Source organism: Victivallis vadensis (assembly GCF_003096415.1).
GTDB lineage: Bacteria > Verrucomicrobiota > Lentisphaeria > Victivallales > Victivallaceae > Victivallis > Victivallis vadensis.
The window spans coordinates 114,001-138,527 of record NZ_QEKH01000001.1; the positions used below are offsets into that span (position 1 = coordinate 114,001).

The 24,527-nt window shown below is 58.4% G+C and carries 17 protein-coding genes and 3 tRNA genes; 10 read left to right on the forward strand and 10 right to left on the reverse strand.

The window, feature by feature from the left end:
• Positions 1-7: 7 nt before the first annotated feature.
• Together C8D82_RS00515 and C8D82_RS00520 are read right to left on the reverse strand one after the other, a co-directional pair.
• Entirely contained in the window at positions 8-883 is an 876-nt protein-coding gene (locus C8D82_RS00515) for a YicC/YloC family endoribonuclease (RefSeq protein ID WP_116882305.1), read from the reverse strand.
• 15 nt (positions 884-898) lie between these two features.
• Entirely contained in the window at positions 899-1,717 is an 819-nt protein-coding gene (locus C8D82_RS00520; protein ID WP_116882306.1) for a hypothetical protein, read from the reverse strand.
• Between the two features lie 142 nt (positions 1,718-1,859).
• Here C8D82_RS00520 and nadD point away from each other — a divergent pair, with 142 nt between their 5' ends.
• The 8 genes from nadD to C8D82_RS00560 all read left to right on the forward strand — a co-directional run bounded on the left by nadD (position 1,860) and on the right by C8D82_RS00560 (position 14,479).
• The gene (gene nadD / locus C8D82_RS00525) at positions 1,860-2,894 is read left to right on the forward strand and encodes a nicotinate (nicotinamide) nucleotide adenylyltransferase (protein WP_116882307.1); all 1,035 of its coding nucleotides are present in this window, start codon (positions 1,860-1,862) and stop codon (positions 2,892-2,894) included.
• Between the two features lie 20 nt (positions 2,895-2,914).
• A complete protein-coding gene (locus tag C8D82_RS00530) occupies positions 2,915-3,538 on the forward strand; it encodes a hypothetical protein (RefSeq protein ID WP_116882308.1) in 624 nt (207 codons plus the stop codon).
• Between the two features lie 426 nt (positions 3,539-3,964).
• Positions 3,965-5,029, forward strand: coding sequence for a LacI family DNA-binding transcriptional regulator (locus C8D82_RS00535; protein WP_116882309.1), 1,065 nt, complete (start codon positions 3,965-3,967; stop codon positions 5,027-5,029).
• A gap of 37 nt (positions 5,030-5,066) precedes the next feature.
• The gene (locus C8D82_RS00540) at positions 5,067-7,226 is read left to right on the forward strand and encodes a hypothetical protein (protein ID WP_116882310.1); all 2,160 of its coding nucleotides are present in this window, start codon (positions 5,067-5,069) and stop codon (positions 7,224-7,226) included.
• 16 nt (positions 7,227-7,242) lie between these two features.
• Entirely contained in the window at positions 7,243-8,001 is a 759-nt protein-coding gene (locus tag C8D82_RS00545; protein ID WP_165832733.1) for a type II secretion system protein, read from the forward strand.
• Between the two features lie 39 nt (positions 8,002-8,040).
• Positions 8,041-11,118 carry an alpha-amylase family protein gene (locus C8D82_RS00550; protein ID WP_116882312.1) on the forward strand — a complete coding sequence of 1,026 codons (3,078 nt, stop codon included), beginning with the start codon at positions 8,041-8,043 and terminating at the stop codon, positions 11,116-11,118.
• A gap of 45 nt (positions 11,119-11,163) precedes the next feature.
• On the forward strand, positions 11,164-12,132 hold the full coding sequence (locus C8D82_RS00555) for a glycoside hydrolase family 130 protein (RefSeq protein ID WP_165832734.1): 969 nt from the start codon (positions 11,164-11,166) through the stop codon (positions 12,130-12,132).
• A gap of 1 nt (position 12,133) precedes the next feature.
• On the forward strand, positions 12,134-14,479 hold the full coding sequence (locus C8D82_RS00560; protein WP_165832735.1) for a glycoside hydrolase family 2 TIM barrel-domain containing protein: 2,346 nt from the start codon (positions 12,134-12,136) through the stop codon (positions 14,477-14,479).
• 208 nt (positions 14,480-14,687) lie between these two features.
• Here the strand turns inward: C8D82_RS00560 and C8D82_RS00565 are convergent, their stop codons facing one another.
• A complete protein-coding gene (locus C8D82_RS00565) occupies positions 14,688-14,948 on the reverse strand; it encodes a TIGR03905 family TSCPD domain-containing protein (protein ID WP_116882315.1) in 261 nt (86 codons plus the stop codon).
• A gap of 6 nt (positions 14,949-14,954) precedes the next feature.
• Positions 14,955-15,575 carry a hypothetical protein gene (locus C8D82_RS00570; RefSeq protein WP_116882316.1) on the reverse strand — a complete coding sequence of 207 codons (621 nt, stop codon included), beginning with the start codon at positions 15,573-15,575 and terminating at the stop codon, positions 14,955-14,957.
• Between the two features lie 235 nt (positions 15,576-15,810).
• On the opposite strand from C8D82_RS00570, the gene C8D82_RS00575 reads away from it, so the two are divergent.
• Complete coding sequence (locus C8D82_RS00575; protein ID WP_116882317.1) at positions 15,811-16,809, forward strand: lysophospholipid acyltransferase family protein; 999 nt, start codon at positions 15,811-15,813, stop codon at positions 16,807-16,809.
• A gap of 262 nt (positions 16,810-17,071) precedes the next feature.
• On the opposite strand, the gene C8D82_RS00580 is transcribed toward C8D82_RS00575, so the two are convergent.
• From C8D82_RS00580 to C8D82_RS00600, 5 genes are all read right to left on the reverse strand, one after another.
• Positions 17,072-17,147: transfer RNA gene (locus tag C8D82_RS00580), tRNA-Lys, on the reverse strand.
• Positions 17,148-17,153: 6 nt separating this feature from the next.
• Positions 17,154-17,229 (reverse strand) — tRNA-Lys (locus C8D82_RS00585).
• Between the two features lie 132 nt (positions 17,230-17,361).
• Positions 17,362-21,300, reverse strand: coding sequence for a DUF459 domain-containing protein (locus C8D82_RS00590; protein ID WP_165832736.1), 3,939 nt, complete (start codon positions 21,298-21,300; stop codon positions 17,362-17,364).
• 18 nt (positions 21,301-21,318) lie between these two features.
• A complete protein-coding gene (locus C8D82_RS22015) occupies positions 21,319-22,173 on the reverse strand; it encodes a prepilin-type N-terminal cleavage/methylation domain-containing protein (RefSeq protein ID WP_116882319.1) in 855 nt (284 codons plus the stop codon).
• A gap of 23 nt (positions 22,174-22,196) precedes the next feature.
• Complete coding sequence (locus C8D82_RS00600) at positions 22,197-23,228, reverse strand: hydroxyacid dehydrogenase (protein WP_116882320.1); 1,032 nt, start codon at positions 23,226-23,228, stop codon at positions 22,197-22,199.
• Positions 23,229-23,408: 180 nt separating this feature from the next.
• Here C8D82_RS00600 and C8D82_RS00605 point away from each other — a divergent pair, with 180 nt between their 5' ends.
• Positions 23,409-24,287 carry an AraC family transcriptional regulator gene (locus C8D82_RS00605; RefSeq protein ID WP_165832737.1) on the forward strand — a complete coding sequence of 293 codons (879 nt, stop codon included), beginning with the start codon at positions 23,409-23,411 and terminating at the stop codon, positions 24,285-24,287.
• 9 nt (positions 24,288-24,296) lie between these two features.
• Here the strand turns inward: C8D82_RS00605 and C8D82_RS00610 are convergent.
• Positions 24,297-24,379 (reverse strand) — tRNA-Leu (locus C8D82_RS00610).
• Positions 24,380-24,527: the final 148 nt, after the last annotated feature.

The window sequence follows — 24,527 nt, forward strand, 5'->3', positions numbered from 1 at the left end:
CCTGATGCTACTCCACATTCTGAATTTGTTCGCGCAGCTTCTCCAGCTCGCTCTTGAACGCCACCACCAACGGAGATACAGCCGGAGCCCCGGCCTTGTTTCCCAATGTGGTGATCTCCCGGAAAAACTCCTGCATCAGGAAATCCATATTGCGTCCCACCGGCTGCGTCTCCTCCAGAAAACGCCGGAACTGCGCAAAATGGCTGTGCAGCCGGGTGATCTCCTCGGTCACATCCGATTTATCCGCGTAGAACAGCACCTCTTTCAACAGCCGGTCGTCATCCGCGCCGACCGGAATATTCTCCGCCGCCAGCTTCTCCATCAGCCGCTGTTTGATCGAGTCGGCAATATTGCCCACCAGGGGTTCAATCTTTTTCAGCAGCCCTTCCAGTGTCGCAAGCCGTTCCTGAAAATCCTTCTTCAGCGCCTCGCCTTCACGTTCGCGCATTTCACGATGGTGCGTCAATGCCTCCCGGACCGCCTGTTCGAATGCGGCCGCCAGCCCGGGCCGATCCATATCCGGCGTCGAACCGCCCACCACGCCTGGCACGCGCATCAACTCCTCAACCGCCACATTGCCGTCAAGGCCGATATCATGCCGCACTTCGAGACAGACCTTCACCAGCGAGGCAAGCAATCCCCGGTCGATCGTCACCTCCTCCGCCGCGCCGCCGCCGTCAAAGCTCACGCGCAGCTGCACGGAACCCCGGCTGACATATTCGCCGATCAGCTTCCGGGCATTCACCTCAAAACCGGAGAACTCCGAAGGCAGCGAAATCCGCGCCTCCAACTGCTTACGGTTCACGGAGCTGACCTCCACAATGAAACGCTGCCGCCCGTCGAACACCGCCGAGCCTTTGCCGAATCCGGTCATGCTGAGCATAAAGTCAGATACTCCTTATTTTCTGGCCGTTTCCGGCTTGCTTTCCGGCTCGATCACAATCGGCGTATTCGCGTCCGCCGGAGTTTTGATCACTTTGAGGATATGCTTTTTAAGCTCCTCTTTTTTCATTCTTCCGGCCCAGTTGATCGTCCAGCCGGTCAGGTCGGGCGCGCTGAAACCGCAGAAGACGATCGCATCCTCCTCATTTCCGTCCAGATACCAGACGAGGGAGCGCTGTGCCTTGTTTTTCAGCCGCTGGGCGTCGCCGACCTTCGGCGCCTCCGGGTTCAGCTTGAACGACGGGTCGATCATATACTCGAAATCGGTCTCGAGGATATAGGGCAGATAGAGCCGGATCCGGTTCAGCTGCGTGACGTCCAGCTCCCGGTAGAAATTGTCGACCGCGAACTGCTGCGCGGCGGTCCACGCGGAGTTGAGCGCCTTGTACGCATCCCGTTCAAAATTCTTGCGGATCAGGCGGATCGGCTCCCAGCTCGACATCCGCCCCGAGGAAACGCCGAACACCATATAGAGTTTGTCCCGTCCCGGGATCATCCAGGTCGGGCAGATCTGGCGCTGGCTGGATTCCAGCCGGTTCCCCAGCGCCATGCCGCTGGAGCCGATCACTTCGCCGACCAGCAGCACCGGTTCGGTGAACTTCACGAAATAAATCTGTTCCACAGTCAGTTCCGGCGATTCCTCCAGCAGGAAAGCCCGGGCCCGCTCCACCGCTTTCTCCTGGGTGTACTGGTCGGACCTGCAGCCGAAAAACGACACCGCCGCCAGCAAGGCCGCGAACGTGACTCCGAATCGCCGAATACTGATTTCACGCATAACTTACCGCTTACCTCTCCGTCAATAGTACATGATTTGTCTATAAACTATACTGCCGAATCCCCTCCGCGTCAATCCGGCGGCCGGATATTTTACCGATTATGGGATTGAAAATTCATATTTTTGCGATAAATTATCAAAAATGAACAGCAGAGCACCAAAACGAATCGCATACTACGGAGGCAGCTTCGACCCGCCCCACTCCGGCCATCTCGGAGTGGCCCGGGCGGCGGTGGCCTCCGGGCGCACCGACCGGGTGCTCTTCGCTCCGGCTTTCGTGCCGCCGCACAAGGTGAATTCAGAGCGCGCCTCGTTCCGGGACCGCTGCAATATGGTGAAGCTGCTGATCGGCGGCGAACCGGGTTTCGCGCTCTGCGACATCGAGGGACGGCTGAAGCTGACGCCGTCCTACACCATCGATGTGCTGGCCGCGGCGGAGCATGAATTGAAGCAGCCGGTCCAGCTGCTGATCGGCGGCGACAGCCTGCGCGACCTGCATCTGTGGCACCGGGCGGAAGAGCTGGTGCGCCGCCACGAGATTCTGACCTATCCGCGCCGGGGAGAAATGCCGGAAGCCGGAGAGCTGGACCGCCACTGGCCGCCGGAATTGGCCCGAAAGCTGCGTTCCGGCATTCTGGACGGGAGTTTTTTTGAAATATCTTCCACGAATGTCAGAAATTCGATGGCAAAGTTGACCGGAACGGTTCATATTAATAGTGGAGTACCGGAGAGTATTGAGGAGTATATCCGGCAGCACAACCTTTACAGGAGGAGTCAGGAAATGGAAAACATGACGGAAAAAAAGAAGATTTCTTCGGCGGAACTCGCCGATTTCTGCGCGGCCTGCGCATTGGAGAAGAAAGCGGAAAACGTGTTGAAGATTCACGTCGGCCCGGCCTCGTCGGTCGCGGACTGGTTCGTGATCTCGACCGCGAACTCCGAGCCGCAGTTGCGCGCGCTGGTCAGCTTCACCGAGCGTGAGCTCCGTGAGAAGTTCCAGCTGCGCCCGCTCTCACAGACCGGCGAAAGCGTCTCCGGCTGGATGGTGCTCGATTTCGGCAACGTGATCGTGCACTTCATGACCCCGGAGACGCGCGACCGCTACAATCTGGAAGGATTGTGGGGAGAAAAGCCCGCGGAAGAAGCCTTGCATAAACTCGCAGGAAACCGTGCCTGACCACGGAACAGGAGGTATTCATGGGTGACATACCCCGACCTCAGGATAACTGGAACGAATACCGGTGGGAGCAGGAAATCCGGCGCGATGAACGCCGCATCAGCTGTTATTACCGGGAACTTCCCGCCTGCCTCGACCTGCCCGGCGAAGAGGATATGATCTTTTCGTCGCTGCTGTCGCAGCCGGATCTCGTGCCCATCGGCGGCAACGCCGATTCACTGCGGGTCTGGCACAGTGAAAGCGAGGAGGAGGACGACGACGAGTTCGACGCCGGGACCCCGGCGCGGACCGGCTCGGAAATCATCGACCAGCTGGACCGGCTTGCGGTGGAGTGGAACGTACTCTCCGTGACCCGGTTGCGCGCCGACTTTGAATTGCCCGGGCTCGGCATCAGCTGCGCCTACGGCAAATTGCTCGCGCGCACCGCCGACTTCATCAATCTGGATGACAAGGACGACCGGGCTTTGAAGCTCAGCCTCGGCAAGCGCGCCTTGTCCGACCTCAACGAACTCACCGGCGAGCTGGAACGGCTCGGCCGCGAACAGCGTTCGATCAAAGTGCAGGCACTGCTGCATGTCGAAATGCTCAGCCACGTGCGCGAACGGCTGCTCGACCAGCTTCAGCGCATCCGCGAACAGCAATAACCGTGGAATACTCGGGTTTCCGCTTCAACGGCCCCGAACAGCTTTATTCTTTTGTTTCCCGATCATAAAGAAACGCCATGTACAAGCCCCATTTCGCGAAACTTGCACATGGTGTTGAAAATGATTTTTTATCTTTTCCCTTGCTTTTGCAACCTTCCCGGTCATAACGTACACAACCAATGCAAACACTCTTTACCGAGGCATATCAAGTCCGGAGAGTTTGACTTTTTCCGATCGCCGGTTGTCAAAAAGAATTTAACAAGGTTCCGGGACAACGGGTCAATCGAGTTCTCGGTCAAACTCCTTTTTTTTCGCTTTTTTTCGATTGAGGTATTGACTTTACTATTATGATCGTTCATAATTAATAGAGAAAAATTACGTAATCTTACATGATTATTTATGTAATCTTACACGGAGATCAAGAGGATGAGTGCAAAACAATCTGTCACATTGAACGATGTTGCCCGGGAGGCAAACGTTTCGGTGGCAACCGTGTCGCGGGTATTGAATCGGAAGGCGCGGGCGGACGCATTGACGCAGGAAAAGGTGTTCAAGGCGGTGAAGAAGCTGGGATATGACGATTCGGCAATCGCCCGAAAAATCTCAGAAAAGGCCCCCTCGTCCTGGGGCGAACTCAAGACTGAGCTTCTGCTCTGCCCGATGCCGGAGCAGAAGAACCTTCTGCAACTTGATTTTATGGCGGAGATTCTGCGGGGAATTCAGAATTATTTCAACCGGCACCGCAATGTTACGATGAATATATCGACTTGGGAACCGGACGACAGGAGCGAAGACAATCGGCCTTTGTTGAGAAGATTGAATTCCGTTGGCGGGATCATTCTCATGGGTTCCCCGGATGAAAAACTCATGAGTTTTTTGCGGCGCAATGCGATCCGATATGTACTCCTGCCGAACGAGTTGCCGAATGAGTCCGCCAATTCGATCAGCTCCGATGACTTTTCGGGTGGCTTTCGGGCGGCGGAATATCTGATCCAGAAGGGGTTTCGGAAAATCGGCTTTCTGTGCGGCTCCTCGCTTGCTCTGTCGCATACGATGCGCAAATATGGGGCGATGGCCTCGACGGTGGAGCATCTCGGAATTGAAGCGTTCGAAGCCCGAACCGCCCATTCTTCGGACAATGCGGATATTGAGCGGTGTTTCATCGACTGGCTTGAGTCCGGCACCTGTCCTCCGGCGTTGGTAACATCCCATGCGGCGGTAGCGGAGGTGATCTGCCGGGTGCTTGAGGCGCGGGGAATGACCTGTCCCCGGGATTTGAGTCTCATCACATTCGACTCGGAAGTTCGCCTCTACTCCGGGGTGCGGATCTCCTACTTCCGCACGTTTCCGCGCGAACTCGGCCGCCGGGGGGCGCAGCAGCTCTATCAGCTTATGACCGCTTCCCACCCGGGCGACAAGGTTTGCAAGACGTTGATTCCGCTCGAATTTCAAGAGGGAAACAGTGTGCGGACTCTGGAGGAGAACCGGTAATTTCCGGAACATGAATTCCCGCAGGACGGGAGAAAGGATGATGATGATGCGAATCGGACTGATTGTTGCGGCTGCATCGCTGGCGATGGCCGCATGGGCGGATGCACCATTGTTTGATTTCGGCGAAGGGGAACGTTCTTTGTGGCTCACTGATGCCGCCACCGGCGAAAAGGTATTCCGGTTTGGAAATCTGAGTTTTCAGTGGGCGCCTCAAAATGCAACGGCAGGACGGATTACTCCCCTGGACAGGAATGGTTATCGGGTGGAATTGGAATTTCAGAATGACGTGACCGGAAAATGTCGCGGAAATTATGAGGTCCATCCGGATGGCAATCGGATTGTGGTCGATTATACGCTGAACATTCCGGAGGAGGTTACGACTGATGGTGTCATTTTCGAACGGTTCATCCCGGGGGGGCAACTGAAGCCTCTTTTTAAATCCGGCATCTGGTTTCGTCATGCCAATGGCGGCGTTCCGTATGAAGCGAAGGGAGCGGTTTTGCGGCCGTTCCCGGGCAAACGGTTGACCGTCTGGGAAAAGGTGGACGGCAATCCGGCCTGGGGAGGCGAATATCAGCAACACATCGTGTTCCGCAAGGATGAAAAGGATCCAACGATTCGGCACGCCCGGGTGGAGTTCATGGTTCTGCCGAACGGATTTGACGCATCGACGGCAGCAGCGGTATTCAATCGGCAGGTGCTGGCATTGAATGTGACGACGGCAAAGCCGTTTCATTTGTTCGATGTCGGCGAGACGCCGGAATTTAAGCTGACCGTTTTCAATCCCTCCCTCCGGCCGGCAGAAGCGGAACTGCGGGTGAATGCCACCGCCTATGACGGCACCGAAACGATCCGTGAAAACCGCCGCTGCATGCTTGCGCCGCAGGGGAAAACCGAACTGAGTTTCACACTGCCGAAAGCAGAACAGCCGGACATCTGGTTCATTGAGGCCGTCGGGACGGTTGATGGCAAAGAGACATTCCTGCGTTCGACGGTAGCGGCGATGGACCGGCATGAGTTTCAGGGGGCTCCCCAAGGCGTTTTCGGCATCTCCGCTTTCTTCCCGATTCCCGACCGGAAGAGCGCGCTCGAATTACTGCGTCGTATCGGTGTCCGCCATCTGCGCAGTGAAAACGGCAATGAGTTGCGCACATACGGTATGGACGCCGGTTATCACAGCGCCTACACTCCGAAGGAGTGGGCAGGAAAATCCCCGGAAGAGCAGGAGAAACGGATTCGCGAACACATTGCGAAAATCAAGGCGAATGGTGCGACTCACTGGGAGTTCGGCAATGAGAATGACTTCAAAAAACCGGAGGAGGCGGCTGCCTACGTTGAGCTGTTGAGGCGGATCCGCCCCATCCTCGATGCGGAAGCCCCGGGCGTGAAGTTGCTGAGCATCGGTTTTGCGAACGGCTTCGGCGGTATTAAGTCGCTCGATCTGGTCGCTCAGGCGGGAGGCTGGCCGCTGCTGGACGGCATCGCTTACCACCTCGGGCGTGGCAACACTGTACCCGATCTCGAAAATGTCGGAGACGGCTGGTTCTACCTGAGCAGCCTGCAGGAGCTGGAGAAACTGATGAAGAAACACGGTGTCAAGCCGGTCTATCTGACGGAGATCTATACGCCGACCTTCCCGAATACCTTCTGGGACGACAGCTTACGCAACGCAACAGAGAATGTGCCGCTTTCTTATGCGATCGCGCTTGCTCATGATGTGAAAATCGCCCATTACTATCAATTGAACGATTCAGTCTGGTTCGACATCGGCGGCGTGAATTCCAATGATCGGGAATACTCGTTCGGTATGCTCTACCGCAACGGAAATGTCAAACCGACGCTTCTCGCCTATCAAACTGCGGCAAAAATGCTGGATGCAGCGAAATTCGAGAAAAAGTGGAAATCCGGGAATTGTTCAAAAGGATATATTTTCACGAAGCCTGACGGCAGCCGGGTCGCCCTGCTCTGGGATCGAACGGACGGATACGGCTTGAATCAGAAAAAAACGGAGTTCGCCGGACAGGAGCCGTGGATTGCCTTCTGGAAAACCCGGACTCCGGTGCGGCTGAAATGTACCGGCACGGAAATCAAGGTCATCAACCCGATCGGTCAGCTTCGGCGAATTCCCGCAAAAAACGGGTATGCGGAAGTCAATCTCTCCGGAGAACCGATCTGGGTCGTCGGCGCGGAATTTTAACTACAGGAGATCATGGATGATGAAAAAACGGAATTTTACCTTAATCGAGCTTCTCATTGTAATCGCCATTATTGCGATATTGGCCGGGATGTTACTGCCTGCATTGCAGAAGGCCCGGGGGGCCGCACAAAAGGCAAGCTGCCTGAGCAATATCAAACAACTGACGACGGGAGTCCAGCTTTACGCCGATGATTACAACGGTCAACTTCCGACCCAGAAACCCGCCTCGGAAACGCCGAGCTGGGCGGACAATGGCTGGATGTGGCATCTGTACCACCGTTACGGCGTCGGCCAGAAAACCTTTGTCTGCTCAAATCCGCGCCTGACCGATAAGGATGCCGTAGAGAATTATGTGGCCGGCATCGGCCAGCCGATCGACGGAAAGGTGGTTGGCTGGGGCGAAGACGGCGGCCGGGTCAATTATACATTCAATCAGTTTCTGCTGCTCGCGAAACACAACTGGGCCTCCGAAATCCGGATGCCTGCCGGCAAGATCAGCTCGGTCAGGCAGCCGAGTCGAATGATTATGATTACGGAATACTCCGTTCCGATGATTGGCGATGGGACCAAGGCTTTCGGGGGAATTCTGAGCCGTTTCGCCTCGAAAAATACCAGCGTGCGCGATCACGGCGGCAACGGCGTCAATTTCGGCCTGGTGGATGGACACGCGGTCAGCTGCAACTTTCCCTCCAACCCGGGCAATATCGCGTTCATGCCCGATGCTGCGGATGCCCATCCGAATGACGGCTTCTGGACCAAATTGTGGGCGCTCTGAACTGATTTCACTAATTTTCAATCAAGGAAAACTGACTCGATGAAAAAAAAGTTCCTGCTTCCGGCGCTGCTCCTTCTGCTTCCGGCCGGCGCTGCTGATGTGCACAAACCGTCCGCCTATTCGCTGGAACTCTCCGAAGGACTCAAGCCGACAGAAAAAATCTTCCCGCTCGGCATGCTCGGCGGCAGCCGCTTTACATTCCTGCCGCAGCTCGGGTTCAATTTCACGGAGATCGGCCACTGCTGTTACAGTTTCAAAGATACGGGAAAATGCAGTTGCAGTTTCCCGCCGAACCGGTCAAACGGACTCTATTTTGTAGCGATCTGGGCGGCACATTCCATGTGGTACGGCGGCAATACCGCAACGCACGGGCCGGTGATCCGCCCGGTTGATGAAAATGGCAAGGCGCAGGAGGGGCCGTGGATCGATTATCTCGCTCCCACCATGCGCGACTACATCCGCGCCTGCGTGAAAGCTTCCGTCGAAGGTTCGGTCAACGAGAAACCGAAACGCAACATTATGCTTTGGAACATCGATAATGAATGGGAACCGGTTCTGAATTACTCACCGCTGGCGATGGCTGGCTTTCAGCGTGAACTCGAGCATATCTACGGCGGCGACATCGGCAAGCTCAATGAGGTCTGGAAGACGAAATACCGCAGTTTCTGCGAGATCCTGCCGCCGAAAGGAGAAGAGTATCTCGAAAAACCGGCTGCCTGGCTCGCCTGGCACGATTATTCGGAAAATACGTTTGTCGACTTCATCGGTTCCTATCTTGGATGGGTGCGTGAATTCGATCCTGAACATCGCCCGGCCGTACTGAAATCCACCCAGTGTTCTTCGATCGAAATGAATTATATTGTACGCAGCCACATGGCCAATCTTGCGAAACTGGCCGATCGGACCCGCCGCACCTCCGACGGCTGGATCGGCATCGACATGTACGGCAACACCGACCGTAATGCCTATGAGACCAGTTATATCTACAACTGTATTCGTCCGACTGCAACCCAGCAGGCCGCCGGAGAACCGGAGGGCAGGATCTTTTTTGCAGAGACGAACAATCATGCCGGCCCCGGATTTCAATTCGCGGCTACCTACTGGCGGACGCTCGCGCACGGCATGCGCGGTGTGGACTTCTTCGTGCTCGGACGGTACAAATCCAACTGGGACAACCTGACGTTCAGCTTCATCGACGGCTATGACGGGCAACCGCGTGACCGGATGTTTTACGCATCGCGCTGGGCGAATATGATCCATCGTTCCGAGGAATTCTGGCATGATGCGCTTCCGGCGAAGAACGTTCCGAAGATCGCGATTTTAATGCCGCAGCGCGACGTGCTGCTCTCGATGGAAACCAACCGCTCCCGCTGGGATTACAGCGTCAACAACCGTCTGAATGTCTTTACGCGTCTGCGCGACGCAGGGTACTGGGTCGACGTCCTGCCGTACACCAAACTGACCGACGACTATCTCGCGCGCTATCGTGCGCTCATTCTGGTCTCCGCCGAACACCTGAGCGCGGAGGAGTGTGCCGCAATCAGGCGTTTCACGGCAAACGGCGGCGTCGTGATGGCCGATATGATGCCCGGCTATTACGATGAAAAACACCGCGTAACCCAGGGGCTCGACGAATTGCTCGGCGTCCGACTCGAAGGAGTTTACTCCGGAATCCACTTTTCTCCGGATGACGTCTGGTACGGTACGGAACACGGATTCCTCATTCGCGGTGACGGCCGGATCAACGTGAAGCTCGCCGGAGCCGAACTGTTGAATGCGCGCGATGTCGCCTGCAACGCAAAATCGGCATGGGTCACCTGCAACCGCTACGGAAAAGGACGGGTTTACTGGTTCAATACCAGAATAGGCGTGCTTCGGGCAGAAAATGCGCCGGAAAGCGACGTGACCACATTTCTGACCGGATTCCTGAAAAGAGCAGGAGTCGCCCCCGCGTATTCTGCAGCGCAGATGGAGAATCTGCGCATCGAACACCCGTTGACCGACGGTCGCGGCAACTGGCTGCTGGCCGCCGGAGTGATGAACCGCCTGCCATGGCCGGGCGGTAAGGTAACGCTGAAAATGCCGCCGGAATTCAAACTCCCCGCCCGGGTCTGGTTCGGCGCTGCGGAGGAGAATATGCTGCACCCGATTCCGGCGGAACTACGCGCCGACGGCACGCTGGAGCTGACGCTTCCTGAGATCCGGTCAGCGGGGATGATCTATCTCTTCAACGACCATGCGCCGATGCTGAGTCTCGCCGTGACCAATGCGGAACGGCATGCGGCGAACGATCCGAACACCCCAATGTTTGAACCGGGAAAAAGCTGCGAAGTGGTGGTTTCCCCGGTGGATTTCTCACCGGGTTCCGAAGGGCGGCGGATTGCGCTCGACGTGGAGCCGGGCTGGAAGGTTACTCCGGTTAGCCAACCGGTCGGAACCGCCCCGGCACGCTTCACGGTAACGCCTCCAGCGGAGCTGCCGGAACAGGCACTGCCCAACATGATCTATCCGGTCGTCGCTACGATGAGTGACGACGGCGGAAGAATCGCGGTCGCGCATCTGGCGGCGATGCTCCGCTTCGATCCCGTCCGGCATACGATTCTGCTGACAGACAATGCCGACAACGGTTCGGAGGTCGCGCCGATCGCGATCCGTACGGGCGCGGAGTACCGTTTCCTCACGCCGAAGCCGCTCAGAAAGGACCAGCAGATCCGCGACCCGCGCGATCCCGGGGCAACCGGTGGAAAGCCGGCACTTTTCCAAGGGGTGCTTGGAGACTGGAATCAGCCCGCCGATGTGTTGTTCGTGAATCTGCCGGAAGCGACGGTCGAAGTCGATCTCAAGTCGGTATACCGGCTCGAACACATGGAACTTGGCGCAGGGTCGAAACCGAATCTCAAAGGCGTGGAGATATGCTTCAGCCGGGACGGAAAAACCTTCAGCGATCCGAAGAAACTCGATGTCGCCGGACTCAAGTTGAAACTTGCCGGGTTTGAGCTGCCGGAGCAGCCGGAGGCGCGTTTCGTCCGTTTCAGATTACAGTTCAGTGCGCCGGAGGCGACCTTCGGGGAGATCAAACTCCGGGGCCGCGTGATCGATGGCGGCGGAACAAAGTGATATTCTTGAATGTTCAAAGGAATAGACACAGGGAGAGACCCCATCATGAAGGAAGCCGTTAAACTGCCGCCGCGCCTGGCGTGGATCGAGCATCTGAAGAAATCCGCCTGCAATCCGGTGATCCGGCCGCAGGGGGCCGGACCGGCGGCCGATGCAATCTTCAATCCGGCAGCGATCGTTCACGACGGACGGGTCGGCCTGCTCTGCCGGGCGATCAACTTCACCCGGCAGCCCCGCGATTCGCGCAACTGGAGCGTCTCGACTCTGGTCTGGGCGTGGAGCGATGACGGGTTCCATTTCGAGCTGGACGAGAAACCCGCTTTCGATCCGGGGCCGGATTCGCCTTATCAGGGCGGATTCGAGGATCCCCGGCTTGTGAAGATCGGCGACGAATACGTTCTCACCTTCACCGGGGTTCACAACTTCGACCGGACGCCCGGGCTCATCGCGTTTTCACGCGATCTGAAACACTGGGAGTGGGGAGGAGAAGTGCTTCCCGGCCGCGCGATTGCAATCACCCGCGAACGGATCGGCGGCTATTATTACGGGTATTGGGGAAACAGCTGCATCTTTCTGGCCCGCAGTCGGGACCTGCGGAGTTGGGAAACGTTGAAGGAACCCGCGCTGCGTCCGCGCCCCGGGCGCTTTGACGCTCTTCTCTGCGAAAGCGCCGCACCGCCGCTGCTGACGGATGACGGGATTCTGCTTTTCTACAACGGCGATCGAGGGCGCGAACAGGCGCAGAATTATGCGCGGGGAATCATTCCATGTTATGTCCATGATATTCTGTGGACCTGTTACTCGACCGGCTGGGCGCTTTTTGACCGGCACGATCCTTCCCGTCTGCTTGCGCGTTGTGAAGAGCCTGTGCTGACTCCGGAGCGGCTCTATGAGATTTTCGGCATCTCCTTCTACACGGTGTTTGCTCAGGGGTATGTGGAATTCAAAGGGAGGCGGTTCCTTTACTACGGCTGTGCCGACATGCGCATCGGTGTGGCGACGGCGGAGATGTGAGATGGGCAGAGAGGTTGTTGATTTTGATTCCGGATGGCGTTTTCTTTGCGGCGATGTGCCGTACCCGAATACTTTCTGGGGATTGAGCAAAGCAGGAATTTGCACACAGGGCGGCTCTGGAGAGGAATTCGATGATTCTGACTGGGAGAAGATTGATCTTCCGCACGATTTCGTGCACCTCGGCGAGCGGGATTATTCCGATGAACCGCCGCGCCGCTATGCAGACGGAACCGCGATGACCAATTCGGCGCTCCAACATGATCCGTTCCGGATGTGGGATACTGGAGATTGGATTCAGAATCGCGGCTGCTACCGGTACGGCATCGGCTGGTATCGGAAACGGTTCCGGCTTGAGGAGGCAGACCGGGATAAACGGATTTTCATTGAATTTGACGGCGTCTGCCGTGACAGTCAAGTCTGGTGCAACGGATTTTCCCTCGGACGCCATGAAAGCGGCTATACCGGATTTGCGTATGAGCTTACCGACTTCGCCCGGTTCGGCGGGGAGAATCTGCTGGCGGTACGGGCGGACAGTACGCTGCCGGAGGGATGGTATTACGAAGGAGGCGGCATCTATCGCCACGTTCGGTTGTTGAAGCTTGAACGGATCTGCTTCGTCCGCCACGGTGTACGGATTCAGGCGTCGGCTTCTCCCCGGATCCGGATCGGATACCGTCTGGAAAATCGGCTGGAACCCGGTCGGAAAGTTCGGTTTCACTGTACGGTATTCTCGCCAGACGGAACTTTTGCCGGAGAAGGCTCTCTGGAGTTTTTGCCGGAGTATTGGCGGGAAGCCGGGGCGGAACTCGAACTGACACTGAATTCCTGCAAGTTCTGGTCGCCGGCACACCCACAACTCTATACCGCCGTATGCGAAATCGAATCCGGCGGTGCGGTGTTCGACCGTGTCAAAGTGAAATTCGGCCTGCGTTCTGCGGTATTCGACGCACAACGCGGATTTCTGCTGAATGGTGAGCCTTTGAAAATCAAAGGGATGTGCTGCCATCAGGATCATGCCGGAGTTGGAACGGCCGTACCGGACGCCGTGCAAGAGTTCCGGCTTCTCCGGCTACGGGAGATGGGGTGCAATGCCTACCGGGTCGCCCATCACGCCCCTTCACCGGAACTGGCCGATCTGTGCGACCGGCTTGGAATCCTGCTGCTGCCGGAAAACCGGCTGCTTTCAAGCGCTCCGGAACAGCTCGGCCAGCTGCGTGAAATGGTGTGTGCGTTCCGCAACCATCCGTCAGTGATCTTATGGAGTCTCGGCAACGAAGAGACGCGCGTGCAGTTCTTCCCGGAAGGACCGCGAATCGTTGAAACGTTGAAACACTTCGTCCGGCAGTTCGACGACCGGCCCGTAACCGCCGCGCTGTTTTCGAACTATCTAACCTCCGGCCCTGCTGCTCTCGATCGGATGTTGCCAACCGCGCGGGCGCTTGATGTCATGGGATTCAACTACTGCGATCAGCATTGGTTCTTCTACCGCGCCGCCAATCCGGAACAGCCGTTTCTGGTGACGGAGGAGAGTTCGCTTTCTCCTGTGCGCGGTTGCTATCGGGATGACCACGAACATGGAAAACTCTCGTGGCTTGGTACAGAAAAGCCATTCGATTTTGCCCGGCGCTGGGCCCTTGTCCGTGATTACAGCTTTATCGCGGGGCTCTTCATCTGGACGGGATTCGACTACCGGGGCGAACCGACGCCGTTACCGCGCCCGGCTGCCGCATCAAGTTTTGGTGTGATGGACAGTTGTGGATTTGCAAAGGATTCGTTTTACTATTACGCTGCACAATGGCGGCCGGAACCGCTGCTCTACGCATTTCCGCCGTGGACACACCGTGTGGAACCGGGGATTCCGGTTCCGGTCTATGCGTTTACCAATTGCGACGAGGCCGAGCTTTTGATCAACGGTCGAACGGTCTGCCATCGCAAAGCCGTTGACGGAGTCGTCTGTTTCGGCGAATTTCCTTATGAGCCCGGTGTGCTTTGCGTGAAAGGCTCCGGCCCCGGCTCCAAAACGGTGGAGTTCGTCAGCCATACCGCCGGAGAACCCGCAGCGCTCAGGCTCGAGAGCGCGTTCCGGGGGGCAAATGTAGAGCTCGTCAACGTGTTCATCGTCGACAACCTCGGCGTAGTAATTCCAGATGCGGAACTCCCGGTCATCTTCGAACTGACGGAAGGAGTCTTGCTCGGCACCGGAAACGGTCGCCCCGATGATACCGTGCGCGATGACTCACCTTGCCGCACTACGTTCGCCGGTTGTGCTCAGGCGATCATCCGTCGTCCGCCGGGCGCGCCGATTACGGTTCGTTCTCCCGGGTTGCCCCCGGCCCGACTCGGATAGCGCCGGCCGATAGGCAAACCGGCAGACGCAGAGTCCAATACCGCTTCTGCGTGCAGCTCTGCCCAAACGTTCCCGCATCCGGTCATAAAGTCCTGGCATCCGTCGGATAACGAACCGATTTTTCCTGACTGGCAGTTCCTCGGCTGAGCGCAGAACTCCTGCCGGATGATGTTCAATCTGCTCTTCGCAACCTGACACGGACATCCGATCAGCCGCGCTTGCGGACGATCTCCTTCAAGGCATTCGCAAGCTGGTCGGGACAGCTGGTCGCCTTGCCGCCGCAGCGGATGCCGTCCACCTTTTGAATCACCTCTTCCGGGGTCATGCCGACCACCAGCCGGCTGATTCCGGAGAGATTGCCGGGGCAGCCTCCAGTAAAAGCCACCCGGCCGATTCTGCCGTCCTCCCTGATTTCAATTTCGATCATCCGGCTGCAAACAAGTCCGCTTGGACGGTACTGGTACGTCATTTTCTCTTACTTTCCTTCTGCGGGAGTTCCGCTCAACACCATCGTGGATTCCACGACATTGACCGCCGCGGGGTCGTAGTTCCATGCCAGAATCAACCGGAAATTCCCATGCCACTTTTCACTGCGCATATCCTCGAAAGCCCACGGAGTCGAGGCTCCCGAAAATTCGATGTTCAATTTTCCCGCCGCGGTCTCGATCACCATCGCTTTGGCCGAAGCGGCGATTTTCCGCCGTCCCTGTTCCGCATAGGCGAACGAGCCTCTGGGGGCGAAATAGCTCAATTCAATATAGCGTCCGCCGGGAATGCCGTTCACGAACTTCATGCTCCAGCCGATCCGAAGCCGGCCGTCGGCCAGCTTCTCCACCGAACGGCTGACCACGGCGCGGTCGCTCGCCCAGATGCAGCGCTCGACATTTCCCTCCTTTTTCCGCTGCAGCTGCGCCTTCAAAGGAGCGGAAATCGTCCCCCATTCGGCATCCATCAGCTGCAGCGTCTCCCCGTCCAACAGGGTACGGCCATCCATCTGAACCGTCAGGGCGCCCCTGTCATCCACCGAATAGTTCAACTCCGCCGCCGCGGCAACCAGCCCCAGCGCCATACAGGAAATCATCATCCAGAACTTCATTTTTCACTCCTCATCTTCAAAATTCGACGGATTTCTGCCGCCGTTCCTGTTTATTATACTACTTCAAAAACCGAAAAATGCAAGACTGCATCGATACCCGCCGGGAATTTCCCGATAATTTTCTTCCGGGACTGGCGTAAACACAGAATCGGCACTATATTATATTTTGGGTTACCGTATTATCTCGCATTCGGAATGTCCGGTAACAGCATAACCAAAAACAGACGGGGCCGCCATGAAAAATAAAAAATCCCGGGAGAAGTCCCTCTTCCTGATCTATTTGGAATATATTCCCTTTTATCTGCTGTATCACCTGCTGCACCTGCTGCCGCTGAAAGCCGGTTATGCCCTGAGCGGCTTTTTATTCCGGCTGCTGCTGGTTTTCGACCGCCGGCACCATACCCGTTCCGTGCAGCACCTCCTGCACGCCGGCATCGCCAAAGATAAGGCCCAGGCCAGACGGCTCACCGTCGCCTCCTATCTCGAATTCAGCAAGCTTCTGGTTGAAATCGTCAAGATGGACCAACTCTACGATCCGGCCAAAATCAGAGTGGTCGGATCGCAGGCCGCAATCGATATTTCCCTTTCGCAGGAGCATGACAACAAACCGGTCATCATCGCAACCGCCCACTACGGCAACTGGGAAGTCGCCGGCACCGCTTATGCGGAAAAGGCGCGCATTCCGATGACCTCCTTCATGCGCCCCTTCAGCAATCCTCTGATCGGCAAGATGATCCTCGACCACCGCGCCGGCGACATGCACAAGCTGGTCGATAAACGCGAGGGCATCCGCCCGATCCTCCGCGCCATTTCCCAGAACCGCATCACCACGATGCTGATCGACCAGCACGCCGGTGCAAATGAGGGAATCACCTGTGAATTTTTCGGCCATCCGGCCTGCGTTCACATGACTCCGGCGCTGCTCCACCTGAAAACCGGTATTCCGATCATCCCGGAGCTGACCCGGCGCGTTCCCGGCGACAACTTTGAATTTGAAATCCTAGTCGGCGATCCGATCATCTACACTCCCACCGGCAACAAGGAGCACGACGTGCAGATCGTAACCCAGATGTGCATCACCGCTCTGGAAAAACTGATCAGGGAAGAACCGATTCAGTGGCTGTGGGCTCCCCGCCACTGGCTCGACATCAATCGTCGCCAGGCTGCCGAATACAAGGACTGGAAACCCTCACCTGAACTCGCGAAAATCGCCGAAACCGCCACTCGCCCCTGAAAATGGGTTTCCGCTTTCGACGACCAGGGCAAAACCCCTATTCAGACCCCCGCAAACGGCGTAAAAAATAAAGCCCCGCTTTCGCGAGGCTGATTTTTTTATGGTACACCCGCACGGACTGCCCTCGCTGCGCTCGTGCTCGGCTGCGCCGTCGAACCTGTTCAAGCGTCACTTCGTGCCGCAGCTCAGGTTTTACCTTCGCCATCCGTGCCGGAGCCCATTAAAAAATAAAGCCCCGCTTTCGCGAGGCTGAATTTTTTAATGGTACACCCGCACGGATTCGAACCGTGGACCCAATGATTAAGAGTCATTTGCTCTACCGACTGAGCTACGGGTGCAAAAAATGGTACACCCGCACAGATTCGAACTGTGGACCCAATGATTAAGAGTCATTTGCTCTACCGACTGAGCTACGGGTGCAACCTCGTTCCTGTTTTGAAAAAATCCTCAACGGAACGAACATTTTTTAATATACACAGCTTTCCGTTTTTTGCAACCAAAAATTGCAGAAAAAAATCATTTTCCGAGGCTGTTTTTCCGGAAACTTCCCGATTACGGCAACCGTTCCAGTTCACATTGCAGCTTTACCGGTTGATGAATCCGACGGCTTTCCTCCTGCAGGGCACGGACTTCCGCCTCCCCCTGCGCCAACGCCTCCGCCGACGCGCCTTCCAGAAAGCGGCGGTAATGTCCGGCCAGTGTGCTGTTATCCGGCTGTTCCGCCAGCAGCCGGCGGACCGCCTCGAACTCATCCGGCGGCAATGAAGCTCCCTCCCGCCGGGCGCGAAGCAGCAATTGACGCCCCACCAGCGGACGGCGCAGCTTCCGGTCGGCCACCACGGCCGCTTTCCGGTTCAGCGCAGCCGCCCGCTTCGACGGCAGCAGCCACGGATTCCCCGGCAATACCGCCAGATCGACGCCGGCGGCAAACTCCCCGGCGCTTCCTGTCATCACCTCTTTGCCGTTGATGCAAAGGCGATAACGTCCATCGGCCAGCCCGGAAACGCGGAGCGTCGCCCGGTTGCGGTCGCGCCATGTTTGTTCCAGCTCCGGGGTATTCCCGAATACCGGGTCCAGCCACATCGGCAACGATAGAGGAGTCAGGATGAAGGCCGTGCCTTTGACGTTCCACTCCGCCAGCGGACCGCTTTCCCCCTGCGCCTCCAGAATCTTCGAAGCCAGCAGATAGTGGCCGGCGCGCGCCGGATGCAGCCGGTCGGGATGGAACAGGGTGAAAGACGCATCCCGCCCCTGCCCCCGGCGGGTCGCCTCCAGCATCGGCGTATGCTGGTCGATAAAGGGCACTCCATGCCGCGCCGCCGTTTCCGCTGCGATCGCGGTGAAATCGGCCAGCGCCCGGTCGGCGCCGACGTTGTTCTCCCGCGCCGGATCGCCGGAGGTGTATTCGTCATAACATGGCGGACTCATCAGCACCACCCGTCCGCCGCCGCTCTTCTTCAGCCGCTCCAGCAGTTCGTTGAGCTTGCGCCCGAACCGCTCCCGGCAGACCGCGCGCCGCCTTTCATAGTCCGCACCGTTTTTGCCGTCACCGTAGAGCCGCCGGTTCATATCGTTGGTGCCGATCATCACGAAAATCCAATCCGGCTTATGCGCCAGCACATCCGACTTCAGGCGGGGGATCAGGTCGAACAGCGTATCGCCGCCCACCCCGCAGTTGACCAGCCGCACGCGGCGCTCCGGGTAACGCGATTGGTAATAATTGTTCAGAAGTTCGATATAGGTGCCGTCCTGCGTGATGCTGTCTCCGGCGAAACAGACGGTTTCTCCGTCCCGGAAAGCCGGGATCAGCTGCCGCGCCCGCGGCTTCTCCATCCGCTCCGGCAGCGGCGGCAAAGGTTGCGGATTCTCCTGCTGCTCCGTCTCCGCGAACTCCACCGGTTCGCGCCCCGGCCGTTCCAGCCGGATGCGTCCGCCGTCGCGCCTGATCTTCCAGTCTCCGATCGTAATCCACCCGTCCCGCACCACCGGACGCCCGAACTCCGGTGCCGCCTCCTTCGGCCCGGCCTGAAGCACGGTCACAAACCGCTGCTCCGCCCCGCCGTTACACTCGGCGCGTACGTGCCACTGCGGCTCCAGCGTCTTGAAATGGCTCTTGCGGTACTCCCAGACCACCGGCTTCGGATCGAAAAAATCGGTGACGGAAAATTCCAGTTCTTCCGGTTCCAGCCAATCCGCCCGAAGCGCCGCACGCTCCCGCACAACCGTCAGCGAACGCCCTCCGGCGTCGATCTCCGGCTTGCCGCCCAGATGGAGCAGCCAGGAATAACGGTGCCGTTTCCCGTCCGCCGCTTTCAGGTCGTCGAAAATGACCGCCGCCGCACGCTCTCCCTGCTTGAGCAGCAGGATTCCCCGGTCGAAGCGGTCCAGCGCGGGATCGAGGTAGGCCGCCGCGGCGTCGCCGCGCATCCAGACGTAGTCCTCTCCCTGCCGGAAGCCGGAGATCCGTCCCCAGCCATAGCTGCAGTCGGCGGGCTGCCCCCTGCCGTCGACCAGGATCGTATTGTGGGCGGCAGTACGGATCGTGTAGCCGAAATGGTGCCTGTCATGCCAGCCGATGTAGTAACCGGAGTCCAGCACCAGCTTCTCGCCGCGCGCCATCAGGTTGAAGGAGTTCTGATCGGCGTGGGCGTGAGCGTAAGCTCCATACGGGGAACTGCGAAATTCCAAAGTGATGTTGCGCCCGGCGTCGGCGATGTCGGTATGGGCGATCGCGATGCCGACATCGCGGAACGCGCGGGCCGGCGGCAGCGCCCCGGCCGGTTGCGGCGCTTCAAACGGCCCCCACGCCAGCGGCAGCAGCCGCAACATCAGGCCGCGCGAAAGCCGCTGCAGATCCGTCCGTTCCAGATTCAGGTAGCGGACCGCATACGCCGTCGCCGCCGGATTCGGATACAGGGCGCCGTGAAGTCCGGCCAGCAACGGCGCGGCGACGCCCAGTTCTCCGGCGGGGTCCGCGCCGTTGTCTCCAAACCACGAGCTTTTCACATCGTTGGGGCGGGTGTAGATCGCAAACCAGACGTTATTCCGCAGCCACGGATTGCCTGCGAGGTCCAGACCGCAGAAGTTCCGCCACAGCGCGCGCGGAATCAGCGAAGTGAGCGCATTGGTCTCCACGCCGTAATGGGTCCCCTCCGCCGAGCCGCCGTCACCGCCGCCGAACCACGGGTACAGCGCGACATAAAACGGCAGCATCTGCTGCAGGAACTCCCGTGCATACGGCTCCTCTTCCCAGATCGCCATCGCGCCGCAGACCGCCTGATGCAATGTGCTCTGCCATGCATGCGCATCGTACAGGAACCGGGGAAGCGAAGCCGGGTAACGGGTCGACTTCAGCCGTTCGACGATATCCGCCCGGATCGCCGCACGCTCCTGCGCATTCAATTCATCACCCAGATAATCATAGGCGAACGCCAGCGACTGCGTGATCAATCCGTTCGCGAAATCCTGGTCGAACGCCACCTTCTTTCCCCGGCACCGTTCCAGCAGCGTCAGCGCCCGGCGTTTGCCCTCCGCCCGGAAATCCGGCCTGTTCAGCACCCGTCCCAACACCAGATATTCATGGATCGGGCGGCCGAAGTGCAGCACCGTCATCAGGTCGTTGATCCCCTTGACCTGCTCATCGCCCTTTTTCGCGGCAGAGAACGGACGCCCGACTCCGGCCTCCAGCTCCGCGATCAGCCGGTCGGCGTATCCTTTCATCGGGCCGGAGACGTTCGTTCCGATCCGTGCCAGTTCTTCGGCGGAGTACATCAGCCGGGGCCGCGTCTTTGAAAAGGCGTTGTAAAACTCACTCCACGGCGGCAGTTCCCACTTCACCGCCTCCGCCGACACCGTGAAACGGTACGGCCCGCCGCGTTCGCGGCCGTTGCACAACAGCTTCCACTCCCACTCTCCCGGCGTCAGCGCCTTCTGCGGGCGGAAGAACAGCGGCTGGAACTCTCCATTCTTCACGGCAGTTCCCCGCTGCGCGCTTTTCCAGTCCGCCGCCACCGGTTTGTACAGCACCGTGTACTCCGACGCCCCCGCCAGAGCCGGCCAGCGGAAGGTCGGCGGGTTGATGTCCGGCGTCCGGTCTCGATTCGGTTCCGGCCGCGCCACATAGTGCTGGCGCGGCAGATGTAGTTCCTTCACCCGGGTCAGGGTTGCACCGCCCAGTTCGATGCCGGGCCGCCGGGTGCGGATTTCGACCCGGTCGCAGAAATCCCCGATCGCGGCATAATCCTCGACCGTTCCCCATTCCCTTGAGTTGGGCGCAATCAGCACCCGGTCCCCGAAGGCGCTGCGCAGGATGATGTTGCGCCCCGGCACCCCCTCCCCTGCCCGCGCCTTGAGTTCAAGTTTGTAGATTCCCGGCTCCGCCACCGGAATCGAAATCGTGCCGTCCGCACCCGGCTGCGCGGTGATCGCCGCCCCGGAAACGCCCCATGCCAGCCATGCGGCCGCACCGCAACCCATCAACAGTCGCTTCATGCTTTTCATTCCTTATCCTTACAGCTCCGGCGCCGACGGCGTCCACTCGACCACATTCGGGATCAGCACCTTGGAAAAACGCACCCGCGCCTTCGCATATCCGTCCTGCCCCTCCGCGAAATAGCCGGGCCGCATCAGCCAGTAATAGTATTGCGAACTGCGGAAATCATTCAGCTGCAGCGAGGAAACATTGCCGCCCCAGAACAGCATATTCGCCTTGTGACCGTGCCGCAGCATTACGTTCGGCTTGCCCGCCCCCCGGTCCATGATCGCATAATTGGTGGTTTCATTCAGAAAATCCGGATCGGTGGTATCGCCGAGCACCGTGGTTTCCCCCGGCTTCATCACCAGCCGCATCGGCACCGAAATCAGCGTTTTCGTCGATCCGTCCTCCCCATCCCATTTGAAACGGTCGTGGATCGCTTTCGGCTCCCCGATGGCCGCACCGTAGGCCGCTTTGCGGAAATCATTGGCCCGCGCCGAATTGTATGCGTTCATCGAACAGACCGCCGCCTTGGGATTTCCAAGATAATTGCCGCCGCAGTTCAGGTTTCCATAGGTCTTTTCCGGCGGCACCACGAATCCCACCCATGCCGGAGCATTCGTGCTGGTCGACACCGTCACGTTGTCGTCATTGTCGAGCGCGTATCCGGACAGCGCCAGGTAACACTGTTTCAGGTTGCTCACGCACGCAATGCCCCGCGCCGTTTCCCGCGCCTTGTTCAGCGCCGGCAGCAGCATCGCCGCCAGTATCGCAATTATAGCTATCACAATAAGCAGCTCAATAAGAGTGAACTTCTTTAAGTGACGAACTGCGGGAAGCGCCTGTTCACTCCGGCAGAATATTCCGGTCGGTTCGATCCATCGATTCATGATTCCTTCTCCTTATGTTTCCTTCAGACTGTCAATGCTTTCTTGTGACTGGTCATCGCCGCCGCCCTTTCGCGGGTGATTTCGCCGCGCAGCGGTTCGCCCCGGAAGAAGTGGCCGAAATTTTCCAGCACATCCGGGATGAACCGCCGGATTCCGCCCAACCCGGCCACGTGCGGCGTCAGCACCACATTCGGCAGCCGGTACAGCGGACTGTCCACCGGCAGCGGCTCCCGGTAAAAAACGTCGAAAAATGCGGAAAAGCGCCGTCTTTCCAGCTCCACCATCAAATCCTCCTCCCGGATCAACCGCGCCCGGCCGTAATTGATCAGCGTCGCCCCGTCGCGGAGCGAGCGCAGCAGCCCGCCGTCCACCCGTTCGATATTGCGGTTGTTCAGCCCGGCCAGCAGCACGACCACATCGGCCTCCGCGAACACTCGTTCCAGCGAGGCCGGTTCGGCTCCCCATTCTGCCAGCGCGGCGTCGGAAGCGAAATCGCTGTGCACCAGAATCCGCGCCGGTGTGAACGGCTTCAGAAGCTCCAGATAGCTCCGTGCGATCGCTCCGAAGCCCCAGATTCCGATCGCCGCGTCCCGCAGCGACCGCACCCGGCCGCGATTCTCCCAGCGGAGCGGCTCCCCTCCTCCGAAGCGGAGGAATTCCAGCGCCCGCCCGAAGCCGAGGATCGATGCGGCCAGACACCACTCCGCGACCGAACCGGCCATCGTGTCATTGGCGGAGACCACTTTGATCCCGCGCGCAAACAACTCATCCGAAACCAGATCCGCGACCGAACCGGCGGCATGGCCGACGATCCGGAGCCGGGTGTTCCCCTCCAGCAGCTCCGCGTTGAACTGCGGCGCTCCCCATGAGGTGACCGCGCCGTCGTAGCCGCGCAGCAGCCGGTTCCAGCCTCCCGCTCCGGCCGGAGCCGTTCTCAGCAGGTCCAGTTGAAACCCCAGCCGTTCCGCCGCCGCCTCCGCGTCGCGGTTCCACAGCTTCGGAAAGTCCGCCGAATCCATCGGCGTGCAAAAGAGCAATCTCGCCCGTTCTTTCATCCTTGCTTCTCCGTTTTGTTTCTCCTATAATTATGGCAGAAACCGGGCCGGATGTCAACGGCAAAAATTCTATATAACTTACACTTTTCAAAGATATCTGGTCAAAAAAACGGTTTATTTTCCCAGATCAGTTGCATAATTCAGAGAATGAGGCAATATTATTCCCGGAGGGCCGACTGCATGGAAAAGACCGAATGCCTGATCAGATTCGATGACCGCAGCTATACATTGAGCGTGGAAACGCTCCACCACCGTTTCTTCCGCGGCAGTGAAAACCGCTTCCACGCCCACGCCTCCTATCATTACGTGCTGGTTTCGCAGGGAAGCTGCCTGGTGCACATCCGGGGGCGGCAGCCGGCGGAAGCGCCGCTCAACTCCCTCGTGTTCATCAATCCGCTGATCGCGCACAACTTCATCGGCGATCCTGCGACGGGGGTGGAACACACCTGCCTGATCTGGCGTTTTCTCGACGAACAGGGCAAGATCGCGCTCTTTCCGCTGCAGCAGCTGCTCGCACCGGAACAACGGGAATGGCCGGATTTCGGCATCATCCGCCTGAACGATTTCGATGCGCGCAACTTCCTGCAGAAACAGCGCGCCGCGGAACTGGCGTACAACAACCGCGAGGATTTTTCCGCCTCGGTGAAGATTTTCGAGCTGTTCTTTCTGGGGCTGAACCTGCTCAATGTGAAAGGCGGTGCTCCCGAAGCGGAGCCGGACAACGAAAAGCGGATCGTCAAACTGATCGAACAGGCGGTTGAACGGAGCCTGACCCACGAGGATTTCAGCATCGGCAAGCTGTCGCGCACCATCGGGCTGCACCCGAACTATCTCAACACCGTATTCAAATCGGCCACCGGAATCACCTTGAGCGCCTACATCATCCAGCGCCGGATCGACTTCGCGCGGATGCTGCTGGAATCGACCTCCTACAATCTGAGCGAGATCGCGGAAATGTGCGGTTTCCGCCGCCTGAGCTACTTTTCGCGGGTTTTCCGCAAGCACTGCGGCACCAATCCGAGCAGCTACCGCAACCGCCGCCACGGCGGGAAATACTGAAAACCGACATGGTGCGCGAGAGGGGACTTGAACCCCTACTCCGAAGAACCGGAACCTAAATCCGGCGCGTCTGCCAATTCCGCCACTCGCGCATTGTCGGCTAATATAACCGGGATTTCCCGAATTATCAAGGAGCCGGCCGAAGCCGATCCGCGCTTTTTTCGGCATTTATCGCATTCTTTCCTTTGGAATTCGGCAAAACCGGTGTATTATTATAATGAAACCGAAACAGTATTCATC

Coding starts and splice junctions, on each gene's coding strand:
- C8D82_RS00600 (WP_116882320.1), bottom strand. CDS start 23,228: ATGAAAGAACGGGCGAGATTGCTCTTTTGCACGCCGATGGATTCGGCG.
- nadD (WP_116882307.1), top strand. CDS start 1,860: ATGAACAGCAGAGCACCAAAACGAATCGCATACTACGGAGGCAGCTTC.
- C8D82_RS00520 (WP_116882306.1), bottom strand. CDS start 1,717: ATGCGTGAAATCAGTATTCGGCGATTCGGAGTCACGTTCGCGGCCTTG.
- C8D82_RS00555 (WP_165832734.1), top strand. CDS start 11,164: ATGAAGGAAGCCGTTAAACTGCCGCCGCGCCTGGCGTGGATCGAGCAT.
- C8D82_RS00565 (WP_116882315.1), bottom strand. CDS start 14,948: ATGACGTACCAGTACCGTCCAAGCGGACTTGTTTGCAGCCGGATGATC.
- C8D82_RS00590 (WP_165832736.1), bottom strand. CDS start 21,300: ATGAAGCGACTGTTGATGGGTTGCGGTGCGGCCGCATGGCTGGCATGG.
- C8D82_RS00560 (WP_165832735.1), top strand. CDS start 12,134: ATGGGCAGAGAGGTTGTTGATTTTGATTCCGGATGGCGTTTTCTTTGC.
- C8D82_RS00550 (WP_116882312.1), top strand. CDS start 8,041: ATGAAAAAAAAGTTCCTGCTTCCGGCGCTGCTCCTTCTGCTTCCGGCC.
- C8D82_RS00535 (WP_116882309.1), top strand. CDS start 3,965: ATGAGTGCAAAACAATCTGTCACATTGAACGATGTTGCCCGGGAGGCA.
- C8D82_RS00570 (WP_116882316.1), bottom strand. CDS start 15,575: ATGAAGTTCTGGATGATGATTTCCTGTATGGCGCTGGGGCTGGTTGCC.
- C8D82_RS00540 (WP_116882310.1), top strand. CDS start 5,067: ATGATGATGATGCGAATCGGACTGATTGTTGCGGCTGCATCGCTGGCG.
- C8D82_RS22015 (WP_116882319.1), bottom strand. CDS start 22,173: ATGAATCGATGGATCGAACCGACCGGAATATTCTGCCGGAGTGAACAG.
- C8D82_RS00545 (WP_165832733.1), top strand. CDS start 7,243: ATGATGAAAAAACGGAATTTTACCTTAATCGAGCTTCTCATTGTAATC.
- C8D82_RS00515 (WP_116882305.1), bottom strand. CDS start 883: ATGCTCAGCATGACCGGATTCGGCAAAGGCTCGGCGGTGTTCGACGGG.
- C8D82_RS00605 (WP_165832737.1), top strand. CDS start 23,409: ATGGAAAAGACCGAATGCCTGATCAGATTCGATGACCGCAGCTATACA.
- C8D82_RS00575 (WP_116882317.1), top strand. CDS start 15,811: ATGAAAAATAAAAAATCCCGGGAGAAGTCCCTCTTCCTGATCTATTTG.
- C8D82_RS00530 (WP_116882308.1), top strand. CDS start 2,915: ATGGGTGACATACCCCGACCTCAGGATAACTGGAACGAATACCGGTGG.